This is a genomic window from Janthinobacterium lividum, from assembly GCF_011601275.1.
GTDB classification, from domain to species: domain Bacteria; phylum Pseudomonadota; class Gammaproteobacteria; order Burkholderiales; family Burkholderiaceae_D; genus Janthinobacterium; species Janthinobacterium lividum_E.
Map to the genome: position 1 here is coordinate 281,029 of NZ_JAAOLY010000002.1, position 26,347 is coordinate 307,375.

Sequence of the window (26,347 nt, forward strand, 5' to 3'; positions counted from 1 at the left end):
GCGCTTCGCGATCAATGACCGCGGCGGCGCCTGAATTCATTCAATCAAAGCAATACTGACTCGAGATCACCGACTTTGACGATTTTCAATGCGTTTGTGCCGCCTGCCTGGCCCATCGGCTCGCCCCAGGTGACGACGATCATGTCGCCCTTGCGGACGATGCCTTGCGCCACCAGCAAGTCTTCCGCCTGCCTCAACACTTGCGCGCTGGGGGCGTTCTGCATCAGATGATACGCCCGAACATTGCGGTACAGCGCGGCTTTGCGCAAAGTCGTCACGCTGGGAGTCAACGCATAGATCGGCGTGTCGATGCTGTGGCGGCTCATCCACAAGGCGGTGGAACCGGATTCCGTCAGCGCCACGATGGCTTTCACGCGCAAATGGTGGGCCGTAAACAGCGCGCCATACGCGATCGACTGGTCGATGCGGGTAAAGGTGACGTTAAGGAAATCGGCGTCGAGCTTGTTATATTCGGACTGTTCCGCTTCCACGCAGATGGCGGCCATCATTTCCACCGTCTCGATCGGGTACTTGCCCGAGGCCGTCTCGGCCGACGTCATGACGGCGTCCGTGCCATCGAGCACGGCATTGGCCACGTCCGACACTTCGGCGCGGGTCGGCACGGCGTTGACGATCATCGATTCCATCATCTGCGTGGCAGTGATGGCCAGCTTGTTCGATGCGCGCGCCATCTTGATCATGCGCTTTTGCAAGGCCGGCACGGCCGCGTTACCCACCTCGACGGCCAAGTCGCCACGGGCCACCATGATGCCGTCGGAAGCGTCGAGAATCTCTTGCAAGGCAGGGATCGCTTCGGCACGCTCGATCTTGGCGATCATCATCGGCTTGTGGTGGTACGGTTCGCCCGCGATATTGGCCAGCTGGCGCGCCATTTCCATGTCGGTCGCGCATTTCGGGAAGGAAATGGCCAGATAGTCGGCCTGGAAACTCATGGCCGTCTTGATGTCTTCCATATCCTTGGCCGTCAGCGCGGGCGCGGACAGTCCGCCACCCTGGCGGTTGATGCCCTTGTTGTTCGACAGCTCGCCGCCAATCTTGACGGTGGTGTGGATTTCGCTGCCGTGGATACGCTCGACGATCAGCACGATCAGGCCGTCATTGAGCAGCAGCACGTCGCCCTTGTGCAAGTCGCGCGGCAAGGCTTTGTAGTCGAGGCCGACTCTTTCCTGGTTGCCCAGTTCGCCGTTTTCGCCCCACTTGGCGTCGAGGATGAAACGCTCGCCCGCTTCGAGCTGGATGCGCGTGTTTTCAAACTTGCCGACGCGAATCTTCGGCCCTTGCATATCGGCCATGATGGCCACTTCGCGGCCGCACTCGGCCGCCGCCAGGCGCACCAGCGCCGCACGGTCGATATGGTCTTGCGCCTTGCCGTGGGAAAAATTCAAGCGCACTACGTCGACGCCCGCACGTATCATTTTGACCAGGATATCGAAGTCAGTGGAAGCGGGGCCAATTGTTGCTACGATTTTTGTACCGCGTGGCATAGGATTCCTTGTGCGCGAGCGAAGGTGAGCAAGACCTGGCGGCTGAGCCGCCCGGCAAGGTAAAAGCGCAGCGGTCAGGCTGCGCTTGGTACTGAACTGCTAACGGCAGCGCCTCAAGCGGCGCGTTGCATCAGAATCTCAACTGCTGGGAGCGTCTTGCCTTCCAGGAATTCCAGGAAAGCGCCGCCACCGGTGGAGATATAGCTGATTTTATCGGTAATGTCGTATTTGGCAATCGCCGCCAGGGTGTCGCCACCGCCGGCAATCGAGAATGCTTTCGAATCGGCAATGGCCAGGGCCAGGGTCCTGGTGCCGTTGCCGAACTGGTCGAATTCGAACACGCCCACGGGGCCGTTCCACACGATGGTGCCGGCGGCAGCGATCTGCTGCGCCAGCAGGGCAGCCGTTTTCGGGCCGATATCGAGGATCATGTCGTCGTCAGCCACGTCGGCCACATCCTTGACGGTGGCAACGGCCGTAGGCGAGAACTCCTTGGCGCACACGACATCGACGGGAATCGGCACTTGCGCGCCGCGCTTGGCCATGATCTCGATGATGGCTTTCGCCTCTTCAACGAGTTCCGCTTCCACCAGCGACTTGCCGACATTCAAGCCGACGGCTTTCATGAAGGTGTTGGCGATGCCGCCGCCGACGATCAGGTTATCGACCTTGTCGGAAAGGGCTTTCAAAATGGTCAGCTTGCTCGACACTTTCGAACCGGCAACGATAGCCAGCAATGGGCGGGCTGGGGCATGCAGCGCTTTCCCCAGCGCATCGAGTTCGGCGGCCAGCAGCGGGCCGGCGCAGGCGACGGGGGCGAACTTGGCGATGCCGTGCGTGGACGCTTCGGCGCGGTGGGCCGTGCCGAACGCGTCATTGACGTAGATATCGCACAATTTGGCCATTTTTTGCGCCAGCTCATCGCTATTTTTCTTTTCGCCCTTGTTGACGCGCACGTTTTCCAGCAAGACCACTTGGCCGGCGGCCAGGTTTTCCAGGCCGGCGCCATCGATCCAGTTTTGTTTCAGTGCAACTTCCTGGCCCAGCAGCTCGGACAGACGTGTCGCCACGGGCGCCAGGCTGTCGGCCGACTTGAACTCGCCTTCCGTCGGACGGCCCAGGTGCGACGTCACCATCACGGCAGCGCCAGCGTCGAGGGCGACGCGGATGGCCGGCACCGAGGCGCGGATGCGCGTATCTTCGGTGATCTTGCCACTGTCATCTTGCGGGACGTTCAGGTCGGCGCGGATAAACACGCGCTTGCCTTGCAGTGCATTTTGGGCGATCAAATCTTGCAGACGGATGAAGTTGAGAACAGCTGACATGGCGATCCAGATGACGAGTGGAAGGAAGTGCGCTATTTTACCGCAATGCCCAGACCAAATCCCCGATTTGTCCTGCTTTACTGAAAAACATGCAACAGTCGCAAGCCCGTGAAAACCAGCATGCCGAAGACGATAGTTTGCAGCATATTGCGGCGAATCACGAAAAAGAGCGTGGCGGCAATACCGGACAAGAGTTTCAAATTGGATAAGTCGAAGTGCACTTGCTGTCCCTCCATCAGCATGTCGGGCGCGATGATGGCCGCCAGCGCGCAGGCCGGCGCATAGCGCAGCATCTCGCCCACGCGGCGCGGAATGGTGATGTGGTGGCCGATCAGCCAGAAGGTGCTGCGCGTGGCGGCGGTTGCCACCACCAGCACGGCAATGGCGATCCACACGTCTGCCCTGCCCCAGTCGATGCCGTCAAACATGGCGTTTTGTCCATTTTTCTGTCAATTCTTCCACGGCCATGGCGCTGACCATGCCCACCACGACGGCCACCAGCAAGCCCAGCTTATACGGCAGGCTGAAGGCCAGCACGGCCACCGCGCCCGCCACCAGCACGCCGCACAGGGCGGCGCGGCTGAGGATCAGCGGCACCGTCACGCACAGGATCGCCAGGGTCCCGGCAAAGCCCAGCCCCCACTCGGCCGGCACGACTGCGCCCAGCACGATGCCGATAAAGGAACCGATTTGCCAGGCCAGCCAGTTGGGGTAGATCAAGCCTTTCAGGAAAGGCAGCTTGGCCGGGTCCGGCGTTTCATGGGGGTAGCGCTGCAGAAACAGGCCCACCGTGATGTCGCCGGCAACATAGCCGAGCGCAAAGCGCTGGCGCCATGGCAGATGGGCGAAATGGGGAGCCAGCAGCACGGAAAAGATAACAAACCGCAAATTGACGACGAGGGCCGTGGCAAAGATCACCCACACGGGCGCCTGCGCGGCCAGCAGGGGCAAGGACGCGAGCTGGGCCGAGCCGGCAAAGACAAACAGGGTCATGGCCCCCGCCTGCGCGACCGTCAGGCCGCTTTTCACCATGGCCACGCCCACCACCATGCCCCAGGCGGCGATGCCCAGCAAGGTGGGTGCACCCAGGTTCAGGCCGGCGCGCCAGGCATCTTTCAGCAGGGCGTCGTCCTTGGCGGCCAGGACAGCGTTCACGCGGCGCTCCGGCTCAGGGAGTGTGGTAACTGCACAACAATGGTGCGCGGAGAAAAGCTCCGCAACGGTGATACCGGCAAGGCAAATCCAGTCAGTGTGGCGCTGCAGCTGCCATATTTCCGCAAAAATCCGCGCCGCAGCCGAAGATGATCAAGGCGACATTTTAGCCATGATTTTTGCTGTCTGCCTGAATCCGTTAAAATCGTGCTTTTGGCAGCAGCCGACTTCCTTCCATACAGCCTCACGGAGCATGACAAGATGACAAAAACCACCCAGCCAGCGGTCGAACTCGACAGTAAAGACTTGCCAGCCCACTGCCCTAACCCGGCCATGCCGCTGTGGTCGTCGCATCCGCGTGTGTTCCTGGAATTCAACAAGGACGGTATCGCCAAGTGCCCGTACTGCGGCACGGCCTACACCCTGAAGGAAGGCGCCAGCGCCGGCCATCATTAAACTGCCCAGCGGCGCGCCCCCAGCGCGCCGTTTTTATTTGTATCAAGTTATACAGATCAGCCCGGAGTCGTCATGAAACGTCTGAAAGAACTCAATGGCAGCGCCGCCGAAGTCGAAGCGGCATTCTACGATGCCTTGCACCGCGCCGATCTCGAAGCGCTGATGGCGCTATGGGCCGACGATGAAGAGATCGTCTGCATCCACCCGGGCGGCGCGCGCCTGATCGGCCATGCCGCCATCCGCGCCTCGTGGGAAACCATTCTGGCGGGCGGCGGCCTGCACATCGTGCCGGCGCAGCTGCATGAAACGCACAATCTGATGAGTTCAGTGCACACGGTGATCGAAGGCGTAACCCAGGAAGAAGGCGGTCCGGCGCACCTGCTGGCAACAAACGTATATGTAAAAACCCCGCGCGGCTGGCGCATCGTGCTGCACCACGCTTCCATCGCCCCGGGTGGCGCTCCGGCCGACGCCGCGGGGACGCAGATCCTGCACTGATGGCTTTGTCTCTTTCCTACACCGCACCGCTGTGGCTGCCTGGCGGCCACGCGCAGACGATTTATCCGGCCGTATGCCTCGCCAAGCCGGCCGTGGCTTTCCGCCGCGAACGCTGGCAAGCGCCCGATGGCGACTTCGTCGACGTCGACTTGGTCGACGGCCAGCCGGGCCAGCCCTTCGTGGTGCTGTTCCACGGTCTGGAAGGCTCGTCGAACAGCCATTACGCGCGCTCCCTGATGGCCGAGGTGGCCGCGCGCGGCTGGTCCGGCGCCGTGCCGCATTTTCGCGGCTGCTCGGGCGAAGCGAACCTGGCGCCCCGCTTTTACCATTCGGGCGATGCGCAGGAAGTGGACTGGATCGTGCAGCGCCTGCGCCCGCGCGCCACGGGAAAATTCTACGCGGCCGGCGTCTCGCTGGGCGGCAACGCCCTGCTGTGCTGGCTGGGCCAGTCGCAGCACCAGGCCGATTTCATCGATGCGGCAGCGGCCGTGTCGGCCCCGCTGGACCTGGCGCAGGGAGGCAAGGCCCTGTCTTCGGGCGCCAACCGGCTCTACACGCACATGTTCCTGAACACCTTGAAACCGAAATGCCTGGCCAAGCTGGAACAGTTTCCCGGCCTGTTTGCGCGCGACGCCATGCTGGCCGCGCGCGATTTGCACGCCTTCGACAACGTCGTCACAGCACCCCTGCACGGCTACCACGACGCCGACGATTACTGGCACCGCGCCAGCGCCAAGCACGTCTTGCATGACATTACCGTGCCGACCCTGGTACTGAATGCGCAAAACGATCCTTTCCTGCCCGGGCGCTTCTTGCCGCGCAGCGCCGCGCCGAACGTCACGCTCGAGTATCCGCGCCACGGCGGCCACGTCGGCTTTGCGGCCGGCAAGCTGCCGGGAAGCACACGCTGGCTGCCGCAACGGCTGCTCTCCTTTTTTGAAAACGGCAACATGGCGCCGTCCGCACCGCAAAGCTGGCACGCTGGCGGTGCACGCACTCACACGGAAAACGCTACACATGGATGAACTCGTCAAGCAGGCCCTGGCCAAATGGCCGAACGTGCCCCACTGCTACGGTTGGCTGGGCCTGGACGCGCGCGGCCACTGGCGCATGCGCGACCAGCAGGCGCAACAGCAACAGCTGCCCGGCGACAAGATCGTCCATGCGGCCCTGTTGAATTTCATCAACCGCAATTACGCCCAGGACGAACGCGGTTGCTGGTTTTTCCAGAATGGCCCGCAGCGCGTGTATGTGAACCTGGAAGCGGCGCCGTACATCGCCCGCAGCGATCCGCAGCACGGTTTTGTCTTGCAGACGGGTGCGCCACTATCGAAAATCGAGCAGGTTTACCTGTGCGACAACGGCGCGATGATCTTGCGCCACACCGATATCGTGGCGCAGGTCGACGACCGCGACATGGCGCAGATGCTGGCGTCGCTGCGCGTTGATGGGCAGGCATTGAGCGAAGAGGCCCTGCTGGCCTGGCTGGAGCATTCTCAAGGCACCTTGATGTTATTGCATGACAACAAGGAGATCGCCGTGCAGCCGCTGGCCTATGGCTCCGTGCCGCAGACCTTCGGCTTCCAGCCGGTGCCGCAAGCCGATCAGGACTAGCTCTTCTGGTCCTTGATCTGTTCGCGGCGCTTTTCCTGCAGCTCGCGTTCGCGCGCATCGATCACGGCCTGGTCATAAAAGGTCGCGTCCGTCGATTTGCGGGCGATCGTCAGCTGGTCCAGCGCGGCCATGGTGGCACCCTGCAGCACGTAGGATTCGGCCAGCGCCATGTGCTGCAAGGTCATCTTGCCCTGGTCCGCATAGGCTTTCGCCAGTAAATCGTACAGTTCCGGCTCTTCCTTGTAGAGCTGCACCTGCTCGCGCAAATACACGGTTGATTGCTCCAGCTTGCCGGCAGCCATCAGGGCTTCCGCATATTGATGGGCAATGCCGCGCGAGAGGGGAAATTGCTGGCGCGCAGCGTCCGCCGCTTTAAGGGCCTGTTGCGCCACTTCCTTCTTTTGCGCCGGCATCAGCAGCACTTCCAGCCCCATCGCCGTCAGCAGCGAATTGGGCGCTTGCGTGCCGCCCGAGGTAAACACATTCGGCCCGGCCGGCTGGTGCAGGGCCGCATTGGCCGCATCGAGTTCCTTTTGCGCATCAAGCGGCTTGCCCTGCTTGACGGCGACAAAGGACAAGCCGTAATGGGCGGCCGTCACCTGGAAGCGGCTTTGCTGCTCCAGCTGTGTCTTGAAGACGGCCTTGGCGTTCAAAAGGCCTTGCACGCTTTCATCCTGCAGTACGCGCGCCCGCGCGCGGGCCAGGTGGAAACTCAGGCTGTCCGCACGCTGCTTGTACGGCTGCTCGCGGATGCGCGCCTGGATGTCGGCAATGCGTTCCGTCGTCAGCGGGTGGGTCTGCAGATAGGCGGGCATCAAGTCGCTGTACGAGCGGCTGGCCGCCTGCATGCGGCCAAAGAAGGCCACCATGCCGGTGGTGTCGAAACCGGCTTCGCCCATGATCTGGAAACCGATGCGGTCCGCCTCGCGTTCGGCGTCGCGGCCGAAATTGAGCTGGCGCTGGATGGCCAGGCCCTGGCCGGCGGCAAACACGCCCATGGCCACGTCGCCGCCCGCGCGCGACGCGAGCGCCGCCAGCAGCATGGCCGCCAACGGCATGAGTGCATCCTGGCGCTGCTGGCCCAGCATGCGCGCGATATGACGCTGCGCCACATGGCCGATCTCGTGCGACAGCACGGAAGCCAGTTCCGCCTCCGTTTGCGCCGCCAGCACCAGGGCCGAGTGCACGCCGATGAAGCCGCCGGGCAGGGCAAACGCGTTCAACTGGGGATCGCGCACGGCAAAGAAGAAATAGTCGTAATTGGTTTCGCCGCGCACGCTGGGGCGCGCCGCCACGAGGGCGTTGCCGAAGGTATTCAGGTACTCGAGCAAGGGGGCGTCGTCGAGATAGTCGCGGTCGCCGCGGATGCCGCGCATGATTTCCTCGCCGATCTTGCGCTCCATCGCCGGCGACAGGTCTTCGCGCGACGTGTCCCCCAGGTTCGGCAGGTTCGGCGCCGGTGGCACGGGTAGCTGCGTCCAGCTGCCGGCCGGCTTGGCCGCCGCGTTGGAGGCCGGGACCGCTGGCGCGGACGTATAGGTTTGCGCCAATGCAGACGGCACTGCGACGCAGAAGGCGGCCAGCACCGACGCGCGCCGGGAGCCGCGCAGCCATGCCGCAGCGGCGTTTGCAACGGTGGTCGGAAGGGGAGTTTTTGAATTCACGGGTGCTATCATACCTTGTTAGCGGCGCCCATTCCCACGCGTGCCGCGCCCCACTCCTCACCTATTTTTGACGCCATGACAACAGCAGACAAGCAAGCCCCCGCCGGAGAACTGACCCATTTCGACGCCACGGGCCAGGCCCATATGGTCGACGTGGGCAGCAAGGAAGACACGCGCCGCAGCGCCGTGGCCGCCGGCACCATCCGCATGCAACCGGCCACCCTGGCATTGATCATTTCCGGCAATGCAAAAAAGGGCGACGTGCTGGGCATTGCCCGCATCGCCGCCATCATGGGCGCCAAGCGCACGAGCGACCTGATTCCCCTGTGCCACCCGCTGGCCCTCACGCGCGTCACCGTCGATTTTGAAGTGGATGAAGCGGCCAATAGCGTGCACTGCCGCGCCCAGGTCGACACCACGGGCAAGACGGGCGTGGAAATGGAAGCGCTCACGTCCGTGCAGATAGGCTTGTTGACGATCTACGACATGTGCAAGGCCGTCGACCGGGGCATGGTCATGACGAATGTGCGCGTGCTGGAAAAGCATGGCGGCAAGTCGGGCGACTGGCACGCGGAAGTGTAACTATGCCGCCTGGCGCGCCAGTTGGCCCCGGACGCGGCGCAAGTCGTGCAGCAGCCACACGCCACTGGCCAGGCACAGCGCGATGATGGTCGTGGACAGGGGCAGGTGGAATTGCTCCAGCCCTGCCAGCGCAAAGCCGGCATGAATCAGGCAAGTCCCCACGCCCAGCGCGGCGCAGATGCCCGCATACAGGGGCGCCCGCGGAGTGGCCAGCAGCACATGCCGGTAACCGGCCAGCACCAGGGCAATGGCCGCCAGGTTAAACACGAGAAAACCCTGAACGCCGCCCGGCACATGAAACATTTCCCACTCTTTCCAGTAGGCAGCGTCGATTTGATGCAGGATGAGGAACAACATGGTCCAGAAGTAGCTGCGTGGCATAAGATTTACATACGTCAATATTGATCCTATTGTAAAGCCTGCACCGAGCACCCGCATGTGCCCATGGCACTTTCGATGCAAAAATGAATTTCATTGATATAAATGCTTTTTCATCAAGAAATCATGCATACTGCGTGTCGTCCATATCCACATGAGCATCGCATGACAAGCAACAAGCCCGCCGCGGAAACCAAGCTCCAGGACTTCGACTTCGAGGCCATGAATCTGCAAGTGGGGGGACGCATCCAGTTCATCACGCACCGCACCATCAAACCCATCCAGCATTTCTCGGCCGTCATCGGCTATGTGAAAGACGAGTACCTGATCGTCAAGATTCCCATGGAAAACGGCGCGTCCATCGTGCTCAACGAGGGCGACAAGCTGACCATCCGCGTGTTTTCCGGCGTCACCGTCTGTTCCTTTTCCTGCAGCGTGTTGCGCATCTTCGGCCGCCCGCTCAATTACGTACACCTGAGCTTTCCCGACGCCATCCAAGGCACCAGCCTGCGCACGGCCATGCGCGTGAAAGTGGAAATTCCGGCGCAGCTGAGCTACCGCGACGTGGCGGCCGTGCCCGTGTTCATCGTCAATCTCAGCGTCACGGGCGCGCTGATCGAGGCGCCCAGCATGCTCACGCCCGATGACGAAGGCGTGGCACTGAGCTTTACCCTGCTGGTGCAGCCGAACAAGCATCAGATGCGCGTCAACACACGCGCCCGCATCCAGAACGTCAGCGTGGGCAAGCCGTCGAATGGCCACGCCGCCGGGGTGGCCGAAATCTATACGTACGGCGTGCAATTCATCGACTTGGAACCGACCCACTACACCTTGCTGCAAAACCTCACCTATGAAGCGCTGATCGCGGACCGGCAAAAAATCGTCTGAGACCCAGCTGGCAAGCGCCACTTACAGCGTCGATGTCACGTCGGGAATGTTGTTTTTGGTTATCGCTTCCTTCGCTGCCGGATTCGTCACGGTGGTGCTATTGAACCAGGTCAGGCTGCTGGTGCCCGGCTTCATGGTCATCGTCACGCTCTGTCCACCGATACCCGTGCCCAGGTCAGCCGCCAGGGTCAGCACGATATCGCCCTTGCTCACTGTGGCGCTGGCCACTTCGCGCGTGGCACTGAACACGGGGATGGCGCTGGGCACACTCTCGGTGGGCGTGCTGCAGGCGGCCGCCTCGCCGCCATTTTCCTGCACGCACAAAGCCACGGCCGTCTTCAAGGGTGCGGCGGCCGCCAGCACATTGCTGACCTTGGCCCGCATCGTATAGTCGCCGTACTGGGGAATGGCCACGGCCGCCAGGATGCCGGCGATGGCCACCACAATCATCAGTTCTATCAAGGTAAATCCGCTTTGCGCGCGCATCGTATCCTCCCATAGTGCGTTGTTCGTGCCGTGCACGCTGCAAGCGCCATGCCAACGGTGCGCCCGGGCGGCGGCGGTACGCATGGCAAGAAAAGCGACACATTTGGGCGGGTTCGGACCAGCGCCGTCCGCCCAGGGCGGGAACCGGCCTGTCTTGCGGACAAAAAAAAGGAGCCGAAGCTCCTTTTTTGTACTGCGGTGACCAGGCTGGAATTACAGCATGGCTTTCAGCAGACGCGCCATTTCCGACGGGTTTTTGGTCACGGTGATGCCGCAAGCTTCCATGATTTCCAGCTTGGCTTGTGCCGTATCGGCACCGCCCGAGATCAGCGCGCCGGCGTGGCCCATGCGCTTGCCTGGAGGAGCCGTCACGCCAGCGATGAAGCCAACGACCGGTTTTTTCATGTTGTCTTTGATCCAATAAGCCGCATTGGCTTCGTCCGGACCACCGATTTCGCCGATCATGATGACCGCGTCGGTATCTGGATCATCATTGAACATCTTCATGATGTCGATGTGCTTCAGGCCGTTGATCGGGTCGCCGCCGATGCCGACTGCCGACGATTGGCCCAGACCCAGTGCGGTCAATTGACCCACTGCTTCATAGGTCAGGGTGCCCGAACGCGACACCACGCCGATACGGCCCTTCTTGTGGATGTGACCTGGCATGATGCCGATCTTGATTTCGTCTGGCGTGATCAGGCCTGGGCAGTTAGGGCCCAGCAGCAAGGTTTTGCTGTTGGCTTTAGCCATGCGGTCTTTCAGGGCCATCATGTCACGGACAGGAATGCCTTCGGTGATGCAAATGGCCAGATCCATTTCAGCTTCGACAGCTTCCCAGATCGCCGCTGCCGCGCCTGCTGGCGGCACGTAGATCACGGAAACGTTGGCGCCGGTTTCTTTTTTCGCTTCGGTAACGTTAGCGAAAATAGGAATGCCTTCGAAATCTTCGCCGGCTTTCTTCGGGTTCACGCCTGCCACGAAGGCAGCTTTGCCGTTCGCGTAGTCGCGGCAACCGCGGGTATGGAACTGGCCGGTCTTGCCGGTGATCCCTTGGGTAACGACTTTGGTATCTTTATTGATCAGAATGGACATGTTGATTCCTTAATTAAGCTTGACCGGCAGCAGCGGCAACGACGCTCTTGGCTGCATCTTCCATGGTGTCGGCTGCGATGATAGGCAGACCGGAATCGGCCAGCATCTTTTTGCCCAGGTCTTCATTGGTGCCCTTCATGCGCACGACCAGCGGTACGTTCAGCGAAACGGCTTTCACTGCGGCGATGACGCCTTCAGCGATCACGTCGCAACGCATGATGCCGCCGAAAATGTTCACCAGGATGGCTTTCAGGCCTGGGTTTTTCAGCATGATCTTGAACGCTTCGGTGACTTTTTCTGCCGTGGCGCCGCCGCCGACGTCCAGGAAGTTGGCTGGCTCGCCGCCGAACAGCTTGATGGTGTCCATGGTGGCCATGGCCAGGCCAGCGCCGTTCACCAGGCAACCGATGTTGCCGTCGAGCGAGATGTAGGCCAGGTCGAATTTCGACGCTTCGATTTCAGCTGGATCTTCTTCGTCCAGGTCGCGCAGGGCGACGATTTCCGGGTGGCGGAACAGGGCGTTCGGGTCAAAGTTGAACTTGGCGTCCAGAGCGATGACTTTGCCGCTGCCGGTAACGATCAGCGGGTTGATCTCGGCCAGCGAGCAGTCGGTTTCCCAGTATGCTTTGTACAGGCCTTGCAGGTTGACGCGTGCGTCGGCGATGGAACCGGCAGGCACGCCGATCTTGGCGGCGATATCGTCTGCCTGCGCATCGGTCAGGCCTACGCCTGGATCGATGGTGACGTGGTGGATCTTCTCCGGGTGGCTCTCGGCCACTTCTTCGATGTCCATGCCGCCTTCGGACGACGCCATCAGGACGATTTTCTGGGTAACGCGGTCGGTGACCAGCGAAACGTACAGTTCTTGTTTGATGTCGGCGCCTTCTTCCACCAGCAGGCGGTTGACTTTCTGGCCTTCGGCGCTGGTCTGATGCGTGATCAGCTGCATGCCCATGATCTGGTCAGCGTATTCCTTGACCTGTTCCATCGATTTTGCCACTTTCACGCCGCCGCCCTTGCCGCGGCCACCTGCGTGGATCTGCGCCTTGACAACCCACACCGGGCCGCCCAGGGTTTCCGCAGCCTTGACGGCTTCTTCGACGGACATGCACGGAATACCGCGTGGTACCGTCACTCCGAATTGCCGGAGGATTTCTTTGGCTTGATACTCATGGATTTTCATGCTGGCTTCCCTTCTGATACTGATTTGTAAAAATACGGTTAGTGGTGCAAAAAAAACAGGTAAGCGCCGGGGTCACGCTTTGGCTACCCAGCGCGGGTAATACTGTGCAACCGCCCCGCCATCGGTGCGCAGGGCGTGGCATTTGTCGAGTTGAAACGGCTTTTCATGCGGCAAATCAGCATTCTCACCGTCGCGGGTCGACCAGACATCGCCGGCAAATGCCTGAACCGTCGCAGTCGGCAAGACTTGCGCCAGTTCGGTCAAATGGGTACAGCCGGCGATTCCCGCCAGGCGCTGTTTCAAGTCGCGGCGGAAATTCTTCAATAAATTCAGACCGATCAGCGCCCGGTAAGCGGGGCCGATGGTATCGCAAAAACCGGGATAGGGCACGGCATCGGAGGCAGCTTCGGCCTCGACAATGGTCAGTTCGCGATCGACGGTAATGCGCAAGTGGAGGTCATGCAGAGGGGCGCCGGCGGGACGGGGGCCGGAGGCCAGGGTCGCGTCATAGCTTTTGATGTCGGTGATATGGGCGTCAATATCCCACAGGCCGTCGTCGCGCACATACGCTTGGACGTCGATAACGCGGGAGTGCCGTAGGGCGCGCCGGGATACGGGAGTTGACAGGGGCATAAGACCGATGCCGCTTGCGCGGCCATAATTAGTAAGCAGCCATGTGCATAAAGCACGCCGTTCGCAGCTTCTACGAACAGCAACCGCACCTGCGGCGCCGCAAAAACCCTAAAAGTGTAGCACACAGGGCGCTAGTTGCGCCGCAACATAATTTTTTATTGATCTGGCCGCCCGCCGCAAATTATTAATGAAAATCGCAAAATGAATGACAAGCATTCACAATATGAATAACCTGGATGCGGGTATGCGGGCACCGGCAAGCTGGCCAGCGCCGCGTCTCAGTCTGTCACGCCCAGTACGCGCAAGATGGGCAAGCTACGCGCAGAGAAATACTGTGCGTGCGCCAAGAGTTCGGCCAGGTTTTCTTCTTCCGTCAACAAGGGCTGCCCGTCCTTCGTCAGCAGCTGCTTCAGGCGCAGCAACACCGGCCATGCCGCGGCCACCCATTCTTGCGGCGTTGAACAACCTTGCAGTTTCGCCCACAGGAACAGCTGTTGTAAATGCGGCACAGCCACGCCGCTGCCCGTCAGGGGACTGGCGAGGATGTTCAAATCGGTTCTTGCCAGTGCCTGTTCCAGCAGGTGCGCATTCAGGCGCGCCGTCTGCGGCCGCGCCACGGCAATGTCGGCCTCATCCTGGACAGCCAGCACGCTGCCCTTGCTGACCAGCACCAGCATGATCTGCAGCAAGGCGGCCAAGCCGGCTTCGCTGCCCGCCAGTTGCTGCTCCAGCTCGCCTATCGTGTACACGCGATGGTCGGCCATGGCATCGAGCACGGGCGCATACACGCGCTCATCCATATCGGCGTCGCCCAGCACGCCATGCACGCTCAACACCACTTCGTCGCGCGGCACGGCCAGCATCACGCGCACGGCCCGCAAGGCGCTGGCCTGGGCGAACGGCGTCAGCCTGCGCGCGCCCTTGACCCAGTAATCCTTGCGGAACTGCTCGTTGACGAGGAAGGCGCGCGTCGTCTCGCGGAAGATGGGATCGGGTATCTCGGCCAGGAATTGCTGGTGCTCGGCAGTCAGGTTCAGCATGTCGACCAGAGCGGTATAGGTGGCGGACGCGGCAAACTCGAGCTTGGCTTCGCCCAGCATGGCCGCGACGCTGGAAAAGGCCATCGGCTGCCAGTCGGCATTGAAATACTCATGGGCAAGATAATGTCCATCCATCGCCTTGAGCTTGTCGATGCGGTCCGCCAGAAGCGGGTTGGCCTCCAGGAAGCGCGGTTGCGCGGCGATCATCCTGTCGACGAAATCGATGGCGCCAGCGACTCTGGCCAGCACGCCCTGGCCCGGGGCGCTCATGACGCGGCTATGTTCGGCCATCAGGTCGCGCATCGGCATCATGGCGGCCCAGCCTGGCTGCGTGTTGTAACTGATGAAGACGACACCGCCCACTTTCAGCTTGCGCCGCAGGAAGTCGACGATGAGCGCGCGATTGTCCGCCGAGACCCAGCTCCAGATCCCGTGCAGGCAGATAAAGTCGAAATCGGGCAAGTCGTCGCGACAGCAAAACTGCGCGAACGATTCGTCCGTGAACTGCGCGCCGGCGCCGGCCGCGCTGGCCAGCTCCTGCGCAAAGGCGGCCTGGGATGGATTGAAATCATTGCCATGCCAGCGTGTGGAGGACGCCGCCGCGTGGATGTTGGCGCTGATGCCCTGGCCAAAGCCCAGCTCGCAAGCAGTGCCGCTGTCCGGCAAGGCAAGCCCGGCAGCCAGCAGGGGCAGCCGCAGGCGCAGAGGATTCAATTCTTCGTAATAGCCATAGGTATAGGCGATTTCGGCCACATAGCCGGCATTCCAGTTGCTCATCTTGCATCCTGTCACGGTCAGTGTTGCTGCGCATCGCACAGCGTTCGAGCGCCAGCATACCCGATCGCGCGGCGTCGCCATACGGGAAACAGACGGCGTTTGAAAGCGCAGTTCATGGCGGCACGGCGGGGGCGGCCGGCGTGCCCTGGCCAGCCTTATTCCTCGTCGGGATCCAGCCCCTTCAAGGCCACTTGCACGGCGCGCTGGGAAAAACCGCGCTGCATCAAGAAACGCATCTGCTTGTTGCGCTGCTCCGCATCCTGCGCTACTTCACCAAATTTGCGGCGCCACACTTCGCAGGCGCGTGCAACTTCTCCTTCGGCCAGGCCCGCCTTGAGTTCCTGCAGCGCCTCGCCACCAATGCCATGGCTTTGCAACTCCGCCATGATGCGGCTATTGCCGAAGCGGGCCGAGCGGCGGTGGATCAGCGACTCGGAAAAGCGCTCCTGCGACAGCCAGTTGGCTTGCTCCAGGCTGTCGAGCAAGGCTTCCACGTCATCGCCCTCTTGCGCATGGCGCTGCAGCTTGCGCCGCAATTCCATGCGGCTGTGTTCACGCATCGACAAAAAGCGTAGCGCCCTGCCCTTGAGGCTTAGTTGTACTGCGGCCATACACCCACCTTGTCTTTCATTCCACGATCACGTCACCCAAACACAATCGCCGCCCGGCGCAACAGCGCGGGACGGCGATTATGGTCCTACCTTGCGGCAAGCCATGCGTAGGTCGGATTAGACCCCTTGGGCCGTAATCCGACAACATTGTTGGCGTCTGTGGTGTTGTCGGATTACGCGCGGCTTTGCCGCGCTAATCCGACCTACTCTGGCTTGGCTTCCGCAGCCTTGGCAGCCTTGTCGGCGGCTTTATCGGCTTTTTCCGGTTTTTCAGCAGCCAGTGGCGGCAGTTCGCGTACGCCCAGCGAAGCGCGGACCTTGTTTTCGATTTCGCGGGCCAGCGCCGGGCGCTCTTGCAGGAAGGCGCGGGCGTTGTCCTTGCCCTGGCCGATGCGTTCGCCGTTGTAGCTGTACCACGAACCGGATTTTTCCACGATCTTGGCATCCGAGCCCAGGTCCAGGATTTCGCCTTCGCGCGAAGTGCCTGCGCCGTACAGGATGTCGAAGTGCGCTTCCTTGAACGGTGGCGCGATCTTGTTCTTGACGACCTTGACCTTGGTTTCGTTGCCGATCACTTCATCGCCGGACTTGATCGAGCCGGTGCGGCGGATGTCCAGGCGCACAGAAGCGTAGAATTTCAACGCATTGCCGCCGGTGGTCGTTTCCGGGCTGCCGAACATCACGCCGATCTTCATGCGGATCTGGTTGATGAAGATGACCAGGGTATTGGTACGGTTGATGGAACCGGTCAGCTTGCGCAGCGCTTGCGACATCAGACGCGCTTGCAAGCCTGGCAGGGAATCGCCCATGTCGCCTTCGATCTCGGCGCGTGGCGTCAGCGCGGCCACGGAGTCGATGACGACGAGGTCGACGCTGCCCGAACGCACGAGGGCGTCGCAGATTTCCAGTGCCTGCTCGCCCGTATCCGGTTGCGAAATCAGCAATTCATGCAGGTTCACGCCCAGTTTTTGCGCATAACCGACGTCCAGCGCGTGCTCGGCATCGATAAAGGCGCACGTGCCGCCCAGTTTTTGCATTTCGGCGATGGTTTGCAGGGTCAGGGTGGTTTTACCCGACGATTCCGGACCGTAGATTTCCACCACGCGGCCGCGCGGCAAGCCGCCCACGCCCAGCGCGATATCGAGGCCGAGCGAACCGGTCGACACGACTTGCACTTCTTCGATCGGTGCGCTGGCATCCATGCGCATGACCGAACCTTTGCCAAACTGCTTCTCGATCTGCGCCAGTGCGGCGGCGAGCGCCTTGGCTTTTTCCGATGCGGGTACTACAGCTTTTTTATCGTCCATATGTTCTTTCAGCCGTTCTACAGTTGCCGATTCACGTGACGCATCTACGTGAACCGTGCAGCCTGCGATAGCGCCAGTGGGTTAAATTCTTTACACAGACAGTACTGTATAAAAAAACAGTGATCAATGCAAGCGGAACATGGATTTGTTTTGAAACAGATCAATACAACCGTGGATTTTCACAAAAATTCGCCACCTTGCGGAAAATGAAACACAATACAAGCTTCTAACGCCGCAAAGCATAGGAAGTGCACCATGCGTATTTTACTTGCCGAAGATGACAGCGTGCTGGCCGATGGCCTGACCCGCTCGCTGCGCCAGTCCGGTTATGCGATCGACTACGTCAAGACGGGGCAAGAGGCCGATACGGCCCTGTCCACCCAGGAATTCGACTTGCTGATCCTCGACCTGGGCCTGCCAAAAATGTCCGGCCTGGAAGTGCTGCGCCGCCTGCGCGCGCGCGCCTCGCTGCTGCCGGTACTGATCCTGACGGCCGCCGATTCCATCGAACAACGCGTGAATGGCCTCGACCTCGGTGCCGATGATTATATGGCCAAGCCGTTCGCCTTGTCGGAACTGGAGGCAAGAGTGCGCGCCCTGACGCGCCGCGGCGCCGGCGGCGGCGCCACCATCATCAAGCACGGCCCCCTCAGCTATGACCAGGTGGGACGCAGCGCCTACATCAACGACCAGATGCTCGACCTGTCGGCGCGCGAACTGGGCTTGCTGGAAATCCTGCTGGGCCGCACCGGCCGTCTCGTCTCGAAAGAGCAGCTGGTCGACCACTTGTGCGAATGGGGCGAGGAAGTGTCGAACAACGCCATCGAAGTGTATGTGCACCGCCTGCGCAAGAAGATCGAGGTGGGCGGCGTGCGCATCGCCACCGTGCGCGGCCTCGGCTATTGCCTGGAAAAATACTCGGAAGCGGCGCGCCTGAACGCCGAAGCGGGCGAGTCGGCAAGCCCGGCCAGCGGACCCGCCAGCAAGTGAAGGCGCGCGAGGCGCCAGCGGACGAACCGGACGACGACTGGTTCGAGCCGCCCACCACGGAGCAGGATGACACCATCGAGCATTCGCTGTTCGGCGAAATCCTCGACTGGATGCTGGCGCCCCTGCTGCTGCTGTGGCCGATGAGCATCGCCATCACCTATCTGGTGGCCAAGAGCATCGCCAATCAGCCGTTTGACCATGCGCTGGAAGACAGCGTGACAGTGCTCACGCAGCAGGTCAAGCAGGCGGACGGCGCCATGCTGCGCCGCGCGCCGGACAAGAACCAAAAGAGCAGCAATAATAATGGCCGCGACTTGCTGCGTGGCGACGATGTCGACACCCTGTATTACCTGGTAGTGGGACCGCGCGGCGAATACCTGGCCGGCGACCGCGATTTGCCGCCACCGCAAGACCCCGACAAATACCGCAGCGGCATGGTGCTGTTTCGCAACGACACCATCCACGGCACGCCCGTGCGCGTGGCGTTCAGCTATCTCGATATTGCTTCCGGCAACGACGATGAGCAAAGCCGCGCACTGGTGCAAGTGGCCGAGACCCTGGAAAAGCGCGCCCAGCTGGCCAATGAAATCATCAAGGGCGTGATTTTGCCGCAGTTCATCATCCTGCCCGTGATCCTGGCCCTGGTCTGGTTTGCCCTGGCGCGCGGCCTGTCGCCGCTGGCGCAATTGCAGGAACGCATACGCGCCCGGCCGCCCGACGATTTATCGCCCATCGAATCGGGCCAGGTACCCGAGGAAATCACGCCGCTGGTCGGTTCGCTCAACGAGATGCTGGCGCGGCTGTCGCTGTCGATCGACATGCAGAAACGCTTCATCGCCGATGCCGCGCACCAGATGAAGACGCCGCTGGCCGGCATGCGCATGCAATCGGAGCTGGCCTTGCGCCAGACCGACCACCACGAGATCCACCGCTCGCTGCTGCAACTGGCAAAAAGTTCGGAAGCGGCCACGCGCCTGGTCAACCAGTTGCTGGCCTTGGCGCGCGCGGAAAACCAGCCGCAGGCGGGCACGGCGTTCGAGCCGATCGAACTGAGCGAACTGGCGCGCGGCGTGGTGCAGGACTGGGTGCAAGCGTCGTTTGCCCAGCATATCGACCTGGGCTTCGAGCAGCCCGCGTATTCGATCATGATTTCCGGCAATGCCATGATGCTGCGCGAGCTGCTGAGCAACCTGATCGACAACGCCCTGCGCTACACGCCGTCGGGCGGCAGCGTCACGGTGCGCGTGCGCAGCACCCTGGAACTGGCCATCCTGGAAGTGGAAGATACGGGCCCCGGCATTGCGCCGGCCGAGCGGGCGCACGTGTTCGAACGCTTTTACCGCATTCTCGGCAGCAATGTCGACGGTAGCGGCCTGGGCCTGGCCATCGTGCGCGAAATTGCCCAGCAACATGGCGCCGAAGTCGATATTTTCAACAATCCGCGCGCGCAGTCGCCGAAGCTGCCGGGCACCCTGCTGCGCCTGAGCATCGCCCTGCTGTTGCCGGACGCGCCAGAAGAGGATGACATCACGTATGGATAAGCAGAGCCCACCCGTTGTCCCGGCGCGGCCATCGCAGGCGCCCAGCCCCGAGTTGCAGGCGCGCCGCGATGTGCACTGGCGCAAGACGCGGCGCCTGACGGCCATCCTGCTGCTGGTCTGGCTGCTGACGGGCTTCCTCACCGTCTTTTTTGCCCGCGAGTTGCTGCACCTGAACCTGTTCGGCTGGCCGTTGCCCTTCTATATGGCGGCACAGGGCGCCTCGCTCGTGTACCTGGCCATCATCGCTTTCTATGCCTGGCGCATGCGGCGCCTCGACCGGGCTTTTCATGCCGAGGAGCAAGCATGAGCGGCCACCCCACCTTCTTTGCCCGGCTGAGCCGCTATTACCTGCTGTTTACGGCCGGTTTCGCCGCCTTCCTGCTGGCCTTGTCCGTGCTGGAACAGGAAGGCATGCCGCGCGCGTGGATCGGCTACCTGTTCATGCTCGTCACCATTACCCTGTACGCCACCATCGGCGTCATCAGTCGCACGTCGAACGTCACCGAATACTATGTGGCGGGGCGCCGGGTGCCGGCCATGTTCAACGGCATGGCCACGGCCGCCGACTGGATTTCGGCCGCCAGCTTCATCAGCCTGGCCGGTGGCCTGTACCTGAATGGCTTCGACGGCCTGGCCTTCATCATGGGCTGGACGGGCGGCTATTGCCTGGTGGCGCTATTGATCGCACCCTACCTGCGCAAGTTCAGCCAGTACACGATTCCCGATTTCCTCGCCGCCCGCTACGGCAGCGGTACCGACAAACGGGGCGCCAGCGTGCGCGTGGTGGCCGTGGCCGCCACCATCATCGTGTCGTTTACGTATGTGGTGGCGCAGATCTACGCCGTCGGCCTGATCGCCTCGCGCTTCACGGGCGTGGATTTTTCCGTCGGCATCTTCCTGGGCCTGGCCAGCATCCTCGTCTGCTCCTTCCTGGGCGGCATGCGCGCCATCACCTGGACGCAGGTGGCGCAATACATCATCATCCTCGTCGCCTTTTTGATTCCCGCCATGTGGCTGTCGGTCAAGCATGCGGACAATCCCGTGCCGCAGATCGCCTACGGCAAGGTGCTGACGCAGCTGAGCGCGCGCGAACACGTACTGGAAACGGACCCGAAAGAAAACGAAGTGCGCGCCATCTTCCGCCAGCGCGCGCAAAGCTACCAGGCGCGCATCGGCGGCTTGCCCGGTTCCTGGGAACAAGGCCGCCTGGCGGCCCAGCGCCAGCTCGACAGTTTGCGCCAACGCAATACCTCGCTGTTCGACATCCGCAACGCGGAGCGCTACCTGATCGCCTATCCGAAAAGTCCGGACGAGGCACGCGTGCTGTGGCAAGCGGCGCAGGCGCAGAACCAGAAACGCGCCGAGCCCATCATTCCGCACGCGCAGCCGTTTCCCGCCGCGGACCGCGAGCAATCCGACATCAAGCGCAACAATTTCCTGGCCCTCGTGTTTTGCATGATGCTGGGCACGGCCGCGCTGCCGCACATCCTCATGCGATCGTACACCACGCCCTCCGTGCACGACACGCGCGTGTCCGTCTTCTGGACCCTGTTCTTCATCCTGTTGATCTACCTCACGATTCCCGCGCTGGCCGTGCTGGTCAAGTACGATATCTACTCGGCGCTCGTGGGCACGCAATACGCGAACCTGCCCACCTGGGTGTCGTACTGGGCCAATGTGGACAAGCTCAGTCCCCTGATCAGCATCGTCGACGTCAATCGCGACGGCATCGTGCAACTGGCGGAAATTTCCATCGACGCCGACGTGCTCGTGCTGGCCACGCCCGAGATCGCCGGCCTGCCCTACGTGATTTCCGGCCTGGTGGCGGCCGGCGGCTTGGCCGCCGCCCTGTCGACGGCCGATGGCTTGCTGCTGGCCATCTCGAACGCCCTGTCGCACGACATCTATTACAAGGTGGTCGATCCCACGGCTTCGACGCAAAAGCGCGTGACGATTTCAAAATTGCTGCTACTGGCCGTGGCCTTCATCGCCGCCTATGCGGCCTCGCAAAAACCGGCCGACATTTTGTCTCTGGTGGGCGTGGCCTTTTCCCTGGCCGCCTCGACCCTGTTCCCGCCGCTGGTGCTGGGCGTCTTCTGGCAACGCGCCAACTACCAGGGCGCACTGGCCGGCATGCTGACGGGCTTTGGCGTATGCCTGTATTACATGCTGCATACAAGCACCATGCTGGGTGGTAATGCCAGCGGCCAATGGTTTCATATTGCACCGATTTCCGCCGGCATCTTCGGCGTGCCGGCCGGCCTGACCGCCGCTATTCTGGTCAGCTGGCTGACGCCGGCGCCGGGACGCCGCAGCACGGGGCTGGTCGAGCATATCCGGGCGCCGGAGTGAGCGTCCATCTCAATTTTTCTTCCAGGTTACAACACACCATGCCCAAGGCTTTCTTGCGTCTGCTACCTATCCTGGCCGCCTGCGCCAGCCTGTTTGCCATCCCCACACAGGCGCACACCGCCGTCGCGCCGCCACCGCTGTCGGCCTTCTTCGCCAATCCCGAATTCAGCGGCCCCCAGCTGTCGCCCGATGCGCGCCACCTGGCCGTGAAAGTGAGCGGCGCGAACAATCGCGAACGGCTGGCCATCGTCAACCTGCTCGATAACAGCATCAAGGTCGTGGCGCAATTCAGCGATGTCGACGTGGGCGACGTCGAATGGGTCAACAACGAACGCCTGATCCTGAACACGCGCGACCGCCAGACGGCGCCCGGCGACATGCGTTTCGGGCCGGGCCTGTTTGCCGTCGACCGCGACGGCGGCAATTTTCGCCAGCTGGCCGCCCGCAGCGCCATGCCCGATGCCTCCACCTCGATCTATAAACTGCTGCCCTGGCATACCTACCTGACGGGCCAGCGCGGTGCGCAGGATTCCCAGGCCGTGTATGTGCGCAGCACCGTGTACGCCTCGACGGGTGAAGTCGACTACGAAGGCTTGCGGCAGCTCGATACGCTCACGGGCCGCAGCACAAGCGTCAAGCCGCCGGGCAAGGTGCGCCGCTGGCTGCTCGACCAGCATGGCGAACCGCGCCTGGCCGTAACGCGGGAACGCAATATCGAAAGCGTCATGTACAGGGAGCCGGACGGCGGCGCCTGGCGTACGCTGGCGCAATTCGACGCCTACCTCGGCGGCCCCGACGCCTTCACTCCGCTCTCCTTCGGTCCGGACGGCACCCTGTACGTGAGCGCCCGCATGGGCAGCGATACGCTGTCCGTGCATGCCTACGACCTGGCCAGCAGCCGCATCACAGCCACGCCCCTCATCTCGCTCGACGGCTATGACTTCAGCGGCAATCTGATCGCCGGGCAAGGCAAGCTGCTGGGCGTGCGCCACCTGAGCGATGCGCGCGCCACGCGCTGGTTCGATCCGGCCATGACGGCGACCCAGGCGCGCATCGACGCCCTGCTGCCAGCGACCATCAACCTGCTCTCGCTGGCGGCCCGCCCCGCCACGCCCTTCATGCTGGTGACTTCGTATTCCGACCGGCAGCCGGGCAAATTCTCGCTGTTCAATAGCGACACGGGCAAGCTGAGCATCATCGGCGAGGCGCAGCCGCTCATTCAGCCGGCGCAGATGAGCGAGCAGCAGCTGGTGCGCTACAAGGCGCGCGATGGCCTGTCCATTCCCGCCTGGCTGACCGTACCCGCCACGACTTCCGGCAAGCAGCTGCCGCTGGTCGTGCTCGTGCATGGCGGCCCGTATGTGCGCGGCAGCTCCTGGCAATGGAATGCCGAAGTGCAATTTCTTGCCTCGCGTGGCTATGCCGTATTGCAGCCGGAATTTCGCGGCAGCACAGGCTTTGGCGCCAAGCATTTTCGGGCCGGCTGGAAGCAATGGGGCTTGAAGATGCAGGACGATCTTGCCGATGGCGCGCGCTGGGCCATCGGCGAAGGGATCGCCGATCCGCGCCGCATCTGCATCGCCGGCGCCAGCTATGGCGGCTATGCAGCCCTGATGGGCCTGGTCAACGATCCCGACCTGTTCCGCTGCGCCGTCGACTGGGTGGGCGTGACCGACATCAACCTGATGTATAGCGGCCACTGGAGCTTCAAGTCCGACCTCGGCGACGACTGGAAACAGTACGGCATGCCCGAACTGATTGGCGACCGGACGGCCGACGCGGCCCAGTTCCAGGCCACCTCGCCCATCGCCCAGGCGACGCGCATCACCCAGCCCCTGCTGCTGGCGTACGGTGCCGCCGACCAGCGGGTGCCGCTGTACCACGGCAAGCAGTTTTACGCGGCCGTCAAGCAGCACAACCGCAATGTCGAATGGGTGGTCTACGACGAGGAAGGCCATGGCTGGACATTGCCAAAGAACCGCATCGACTTCTGGGGCCGCGTGGAAAAATTCCTCGACAGAACTATCGGAAAAGACAGCGCCCCGGCAAAAAAGGAGTAGGCTGGAGGGCCGTTCCACTTACGAGGAAATCCCATGCCGTCTGGAAAAATTCTTGTTGCCCAGGGAGGCGGCCCCACCGCCGTCATCAACCAGTCGCTGGTGGGCGTGGTGCTCGAATCGCGGCGCTTTCAACATGTCACGCGCGTGTATGGCGCACTGCACGGCGTGCGCGGCATCGTCAATGAAGAATTCGTCGATCTGACGCAGGAAACCAGCCATAACCTGGAACTGGTGGCCGCCACGCCGTCCTCTGCCCTCGGCTCCACGCGCGACAAGCCCGACATCGCCTACTGCCAGCAAATCTTCGAAGTGCTGCGCGCGCACGAAATCGAACATTTCTTTTACATCGGCGGCAACGACTCGTCCGACACGGTGCGCATCGTCAGCGAGGAAGCGCACAAGGCCGGCTATCCGCTGCGCTGCATCCATATCCCGAAAACCATCGACAACGACCTGGTGGGCAGCGACCACACGCCCGGCTTTCCCTCGGCCGCGCGCTTCGTCGCGCAAGCGTTCGCAGGCGCCAACCTCGACAACGCCGCCTTGCCCGGCGTCTATGTGGGCGTCGTGATGGGCCGCCACGCGGGATTCTTGACGGCCGCCTCGGCCTTGGGCAAGAAATTCCCCGACGATGGCCCGCACCTGATCTACCTGCCTGAGCGCGTCTTCGTGCTGGAGAACTTTCTTGCCGACGTGAAAGCGACCTATGAAAAATACGGCCGCTGCGTAATCGCCGTCTCGGAAGGCATCCACGATGCCTCGGGCGAACCGATCGCCAGCCTGCTCGCCCAGGAAGTCGAACGCGATGCGCACGGCAATGTGCAATTGTCGGGCACGGGTGCGCTGGCCGACCTGCTGTGCGACGAAATCAAGGCCAAGCTCGGCATCAAGCGCGTGCGCGGCGATACCTTCGGTTATCTGCAGCGCTCCTTCATCGGCTGCGTTTCCGACGTGGACCAGCGCGAAGCCCGCGAAGTGGGCGAAAAGGCGGTGCAATTCGCCATGTGGGGCGACCGCGACGGCTCAGTCGCCATCAAGCGCACGGGCTTTTATTCCGTCGATTATGAATTGCTGCCGCTCACCGAGGTCGCAGGCAAGACGCGCACCATGGAAGACGAATTCATCAGCGCCAGCGGCACGGACGTCACCGATGCTTTCCGCCTGTACTTGCGTCCGCTGCTGGGCTCGGGCATGCCTGATGCCTTCCGCCTGCGCGCGGCGAAAGTGGCGAAGGTGCTCAAACCCTAGCTGTTTTCCGCCAGCAACAGCGGCCGTAGTTTCACGGCCGCCTCCTTGAGCTGCGGCACGTGCTGCATCAGCTGCTCCACGGATTTGCGCGCCACGGGGGCGTGGCAGGCGACGGCCGCCACGATGCGCCCGTCGGCCGCGCAGATGGGCACGGCCACGGCCACCATGCCGTGCACGAATTCCTCGTCGTCGATGCCGATCCCCAGGCGGGCGATACGCACGATCTCGCGCTCCAGCAGTGCCGGGTCCGTAATGCTTTTCGGCGTGCGCGCCTGCAGGGTCAGCATGGCCAGCAGTTCGCGCCGCTCCAGCAAACTCATGTGCGCAAGAAACAGTTTTCCGCTGGCCGTGCAATGCATGGGCGCGCGGGTACCCAGCACCAGATGCAGGCGCAGCGGTTCCTGCGTTTCCACCCTGTCCACGTAGACGATGGCATTGCCTTCGGGAATGGCCAGGTTGCACGTCTCGCCCGTGACGGCCACCAGGCTGCCCAGGATGCTGCGGCTCACGCGAATCAGGGCATTGTTGCGCAGGGTCGCCAGCGCCAGGTTGGTCGAGGCGGCACCGGGCACATAGCCGCGTCCCACGGGCGTGCGCAGCACATAGCCATGCTGCTCCAGGGTATCGAGCAAACGCATCATGCTGGCCTTGGGCACCTGCATGCGCGCGGCCAGCTGCGACAGGGTCAAGGGCTGGCTGGCGCTGGCCAGGTGCTCGATCAAACGCAGCACGCGCAATCCCCGCGCCTCGTCGCCATGGCTGGCCGTCGTGCCGGTCTCCACTTGACCACCTTCTTCGGCCTCGCCCGGCCGTTTTTGAAACGCATCATGCATGTTCTGTTTCACCTCTCGCGTATGCGGCTGTTTCCGCTTGTCCCGGTGCTGCACGTCTTTTATAAATGGAACCAGACGTTCCAAAAATAACCAATAAAGACCAGTGTATCGCAAAAAACGCCCGCCGAG

At 62.3% G+C, this 26,347-nt stretch carries 26 protein-coding genes; 12 read left to right on the forward strand and 14 right to left on the reverse strand.

The features are described from left to right. Positions 1-44 precede the first annotated feature (44 nt). The 4 genes from pyk to GYK42_RS04045 form a co-directional block, all read right to left on the reverse strand. On the reverse strand, positions 45-1,505 hold the full coding sequence (pyk, locus tag GYK42_RS04030) for a pyruvate kinase (RefSeq protein WP_166446438.1): 1,461 nt from the start codon (positions 1,503-1,505) through the stop codon (positions 45-47). 113 nt (positions 1,506-1,618) lie between these two features. Continuing rightward, positions 1,619-2,830 (reverse strand): phosphoglycerate kinase, encoded by a 1,212-nt coding sequence (locus GYK42_RS04035; RefSeq protein WP_166446439.1) that lies wholly within the window; start codon positions 2,828-2,830, stop codon positions 1,619-1,621. Positions 2,831-2,907: 77 nt separating this feature from the next. Next, positions 2,908-3,258: an AzlD domain-containing protein gene (locus GYK42_RS04040; protein ID WP_166446440.1), complete on the reverse strand. Its 351-nt coding sequence runs from the start codon at positions 3,256-3,258 to the stop codon at positions 2,908-2,910. After that, positions 3,251-3,985, reverse strand: coding sequence for an AzlC family ABC transporter permease (locus GYK42_RS04045; protein ID WP_166446441.1), 735 nt, complete (start codon positions 3,983-3,985; stop codon positions 3,251-3,253). Before GYK42_RS04045 ends, GYK42_RS04040 begins: the two co-directional genes overlap by 8 nt. A gap of 258 nt (positions 3,986-4,243) precedes the next feature. On the opposite strand from GYK42_RS04045, the gene GYK42_RS04050 reads away from it, so the two are divergent. The 4 genes from GYK42_RS04050 to GYK42_RS04065 all read left to right on the forward strand — a co-directional run bounded on the left by GYK42_RS04050 (position 4,244) and on the right by GYK42_RS04065 (position 6,550). Beyond that, positions 4,244-4,438 (forward strand): zinc-finger domain-containing protein, encoded by a 195-nt coding sequence (locus tag GYK42_RS04050; protein WP_034780619.1) that lies wholly within the window; start codon positions 4,244-4,246, stop codon positions 4,436-4,438. A gap of 72 nt (positions 4,439-4,510) precedes the next feature. After that, the gene (locus GYK42_RS04055; RefSeq protein ID WP_034746103.1) at positions 4,511-4,936 is read left to right on the forward strand and encodes a YybH family protein; all 426 of its coding nucleotides are present in this window, start codon (positions 4,511-4,513) and stop codon (positions 4,934-4,936) included. Beyond that, complete coding sequence (locus GYK42_RS04060) at positions 4,936-5,961, forward strand: YheT family hydrolase (RefSeq protein ID WP_166446442.1); 1,026 nt, start codon at positions 4,936-4,938, stop codon at positions 5,959-5,961. The genes GYK42_RS04055 and GYK42_RS04060 overlap by 1 nt, the downstream gene beginning before the upstream one ends. Beyond that, a complete protein-coding gene (locus GYK42_RS04065) occupies positions 5,954-6,550 on the forward strand; it encodes a DUF2946 family protein (protein WP_166446443.1) in 597 nt (198 codons plus the stop codon). The genes GYK42_RS04060 and GYK42_RS04065 overlap by 8 nt, the downstream gene beginning before the upstream one ends. On the opposite strand, the gene GYK42_RS04070 is transcribed toward GYK42_RS04065, so the two are convergent. After that, on the reverse strand, positions 6,547-8,136 hold the full coding sequence (locus GYK42_RS04070) for a M48 family metalloprotease (protein WP_166446619.1): 1,590 nt from the start codon (positions 8,134-8,136) through the stop codon (positions 6,547-6,549). The genes GYK42_RS04065 and GYK42_RS04070 overlap by 4 nt on opposite strands. A 153-nt stretch (positions 8,137-8,289) precedes the next feature. Here GYK42_RS04070 and moaC point away from each other — a divergent pair, with 153 nt between their 5' ends. Next, the gene (gene moaC / locus GYK42_RS04075) at positions 8,290-8,796 is read left to right on the forward strand and encodes a cyclic pyranopterin monophosphate synthase MoaC (RefSeq protein ID WP_034746095.1); all 507 of its coding nucleotides are present in this window, start codon (positions 8,290-8,292) and stop codon (positions 8,794-8,796) included. Here the strand turns inward: moaC and GYK42_RS04080 are convergent, their stop codons facing one another. Continuing rightward, a complete protein-coding gene (locus GYK42_RS04080) occupies positions 8,797-9,177 on the reverse strand; it encodes a DUF6713 family protein (protein ID WP_166446444.1) in 381 nt (126 codons plus the stop codon). A 162-nt stretch (positions 9,178-9,339) separates the two neighbouring features. Here GYK42_RS04080 and GYK42_RS04085 point away from each other — a divergent pair, with 162 nt between their 5' ends. After that, on the forward strand, positions 9,340-10,062 hold the full coding sequence (locus GYK42_RS04085; RefSeq protein WP_166446445.1) for a flagellar brake protein: 723 nt from the start codon (positions 9,340-9,342) through the stop codon (positions 10,060-10,062). 21 nt (positions 10,063-10,083) lie between these two features. Here the strand turns inward: GYK42_RS04085 and GYK42_RS04090 are convergent, their stop codons facing one another. From GYK42_RS04090 to recA, 7 genes are all read right to left on the reverse strand, one after another. Next, the gene (locus GYK42_RS04090) at positions 10,084-10,548 is read right to left on the reverse strand and encodes a pilin (protein ID WP_166446446.1); all 465 of its coding nucleotides are present in this window, start codon (positions 10,546-10,548) and stop codon (positions 10,084-10,086) included. Between the two features lie 213 nt (positions 10,549-10,761). Then, positions 10,762-11,643 carry a succinate--CoA ligase subunit alpha gene (sucD, locus tag GYK42_RS04095; protein ID WP_034746085.1) on the reverse strand — a complete coding sequence of 294 codons (882 nt, stop codon included), beginning with the start codon at positions 11,641-11,643 and terminating at the stop codon, positions 10,762-10,764. 13 nt (positions 11,644-11,656) lie between these two features. Beyond that, entirely contained in the window at positions 11,657-12,826 is a 1,170-nt protein-coding gene (gene sucC / locus GYK42_RS04100) for an ADP-forming succinate--CoA ligase subunit beta (RefSeq protein ID WP_046684394.1), read from the reverse strand. Positions 12,827-12,898: 72 nt separating this feature from the next. Further along, on the reverse strand, positions 12,899-13,459 hold the full coding sequence (locus GYK42_RS04105) for a DUF2889 domain-containing protein (RefSeq protein WP_092711839.1): 561 nt from the start codon (positions 13,457-13,459) through the stop codon (positions 12,899-12,901). Between the two features lie 278 nt (positions 13,460-13,737). Next, the gene (locus GYK42_RS04110; protein WP_166446447.1) at positions 13,738-15,276 is read right to left on the reverse strand and encodes a class I SAM-dependent methyltransferase; all 1,539 of its coding nucleotides are present in this window, start codon (positions 15,274-15,276) and stop codon (positions 13,738-13,740) included. Positions 15,277-15,431: 155 nt separating this feature from the next. Then, complete coding sequence (gene recX / locus GYK42_RS04115; protein ID WP_151097258.1) at positions 15,432-15,887, reverse strand: recombination regulator RecX; 456 nt, start codon at positions 15,885-15,887, stop codon at positions 15,432-15,434. A 203-nt stretch (positions 15,888-16,090) separates the two neighbouring features. Then, a complete protein-coding gene (recA, locus tag GYK42_RS04120; RefSeq protein WP_034746069.1) occupies positions 16,091-17,194 on the reverse strand; it encodes a recombinase RecA in 1,104 nt (367 codons plus the stop codon). Between the two features lie 255 nt (positions 17,195-17,449). Between recA and GYK42_RS04125 the strand changes: the two genes are divergently transcribed. Genes GYK42_RS04125 through GYK42_RS04150 form a run of 6 tightly spaced genes read left to right on the forward strand, consistent with a single transcriptional unit; the run spans position 17,450 to position 25,385 of the window. Beyond that, on the forward strand, positions 17,450-18,184 hold the full coding sequence (locus tag GYK42_RS04125) for a response regulator (RefSeq protein WP_034746066.1): 735 nt from the start codon (positions 17,450-17,452) through the stop codon (positions 18,182-18,184). Continuing rightward, entirely contained in the window at positions 18,181-19,725 is a 1,545-nt protein-coding gene (locus GYK42_RS04130) for a sensor histidine kinase (protein ID WP_346768055.1), read from the forward strand. Before GYK42_RS04125 ends, GYK42_RS04130 begins: the two co-directional genes overlap by 4 nt. Beyond that, positions 19,718-20,032 carry a DUF4212 domain-containing protein gene (locus GYK42_RS04135; protein WP_166446448.1) on the forward strand — a complete coding sequence of 105 codons (315 nt, stop codon included), beginning with the start codon at positions 19,718-19,720 and terminating at the stop codon, positions 20,030-20,032. Before GYK42_RS04130 ends, GYK42_RS04135 begins: the two co-directional genes overlap by 8 nt. After that, positions 20,029-22,077: a sodium:solute symporter family protein gene (locus tag GYK42_RS04140; RefSeq protein WP_166446449.1), complete on the forward strand. Its 2,049-nt coding sequence runs from the start codon at positions 20,029-20,031 to the stop codon at positions 22,075-22,077. Before GYK42_RS04135 ends, GYK42_RS04140 begins: the two co-directional genes overlap by 4 nt. A 38-nt stretch (positions 22,078-22,115) precedes the next feature. After that, positions 22,116-24,137, forward strand: a complete 2,022-nt coding sequence (locus tag GYK42_RS04145) for an alpha/beta hydrolase family protein (protein ID WP_240943436.1) — start codon at positions 22,116-22,118, stop codon at positions 24,135-24,137. Positions 24,138-24,170: 33 nt separating this feature from the next. Further along, positions 24,171-25,385 (forward strand): 6-phosphofructokinase, encoded by a 1,215-nt coding sequence (locus GYK42_RS04150; protein WP_166446450.1) that lies wholly within the window; start codon positions 24,171-24,173, stop codon positions 25,383-25,385. Here GYK42_RS04150 and GYK42_RS04155 read toward each other — a convergent pair. Further along, positions 25,382-26,218, reverse strand: a complete 837-nt coding sequence (locus GYK42_RS04155; protein ID WP_166446451.1) for an IclR family transcriptional regulator — start codon at positions 26,216-26,218, stop codon at positions 25,382-25,384. The two genes, GYK42_RS04150 and GYK42_RS04155, sit on opposite strands and share 4 nt — an antisense overlap. Positions 26,219-26,347 lie beyond the last annotated feature (129 nt).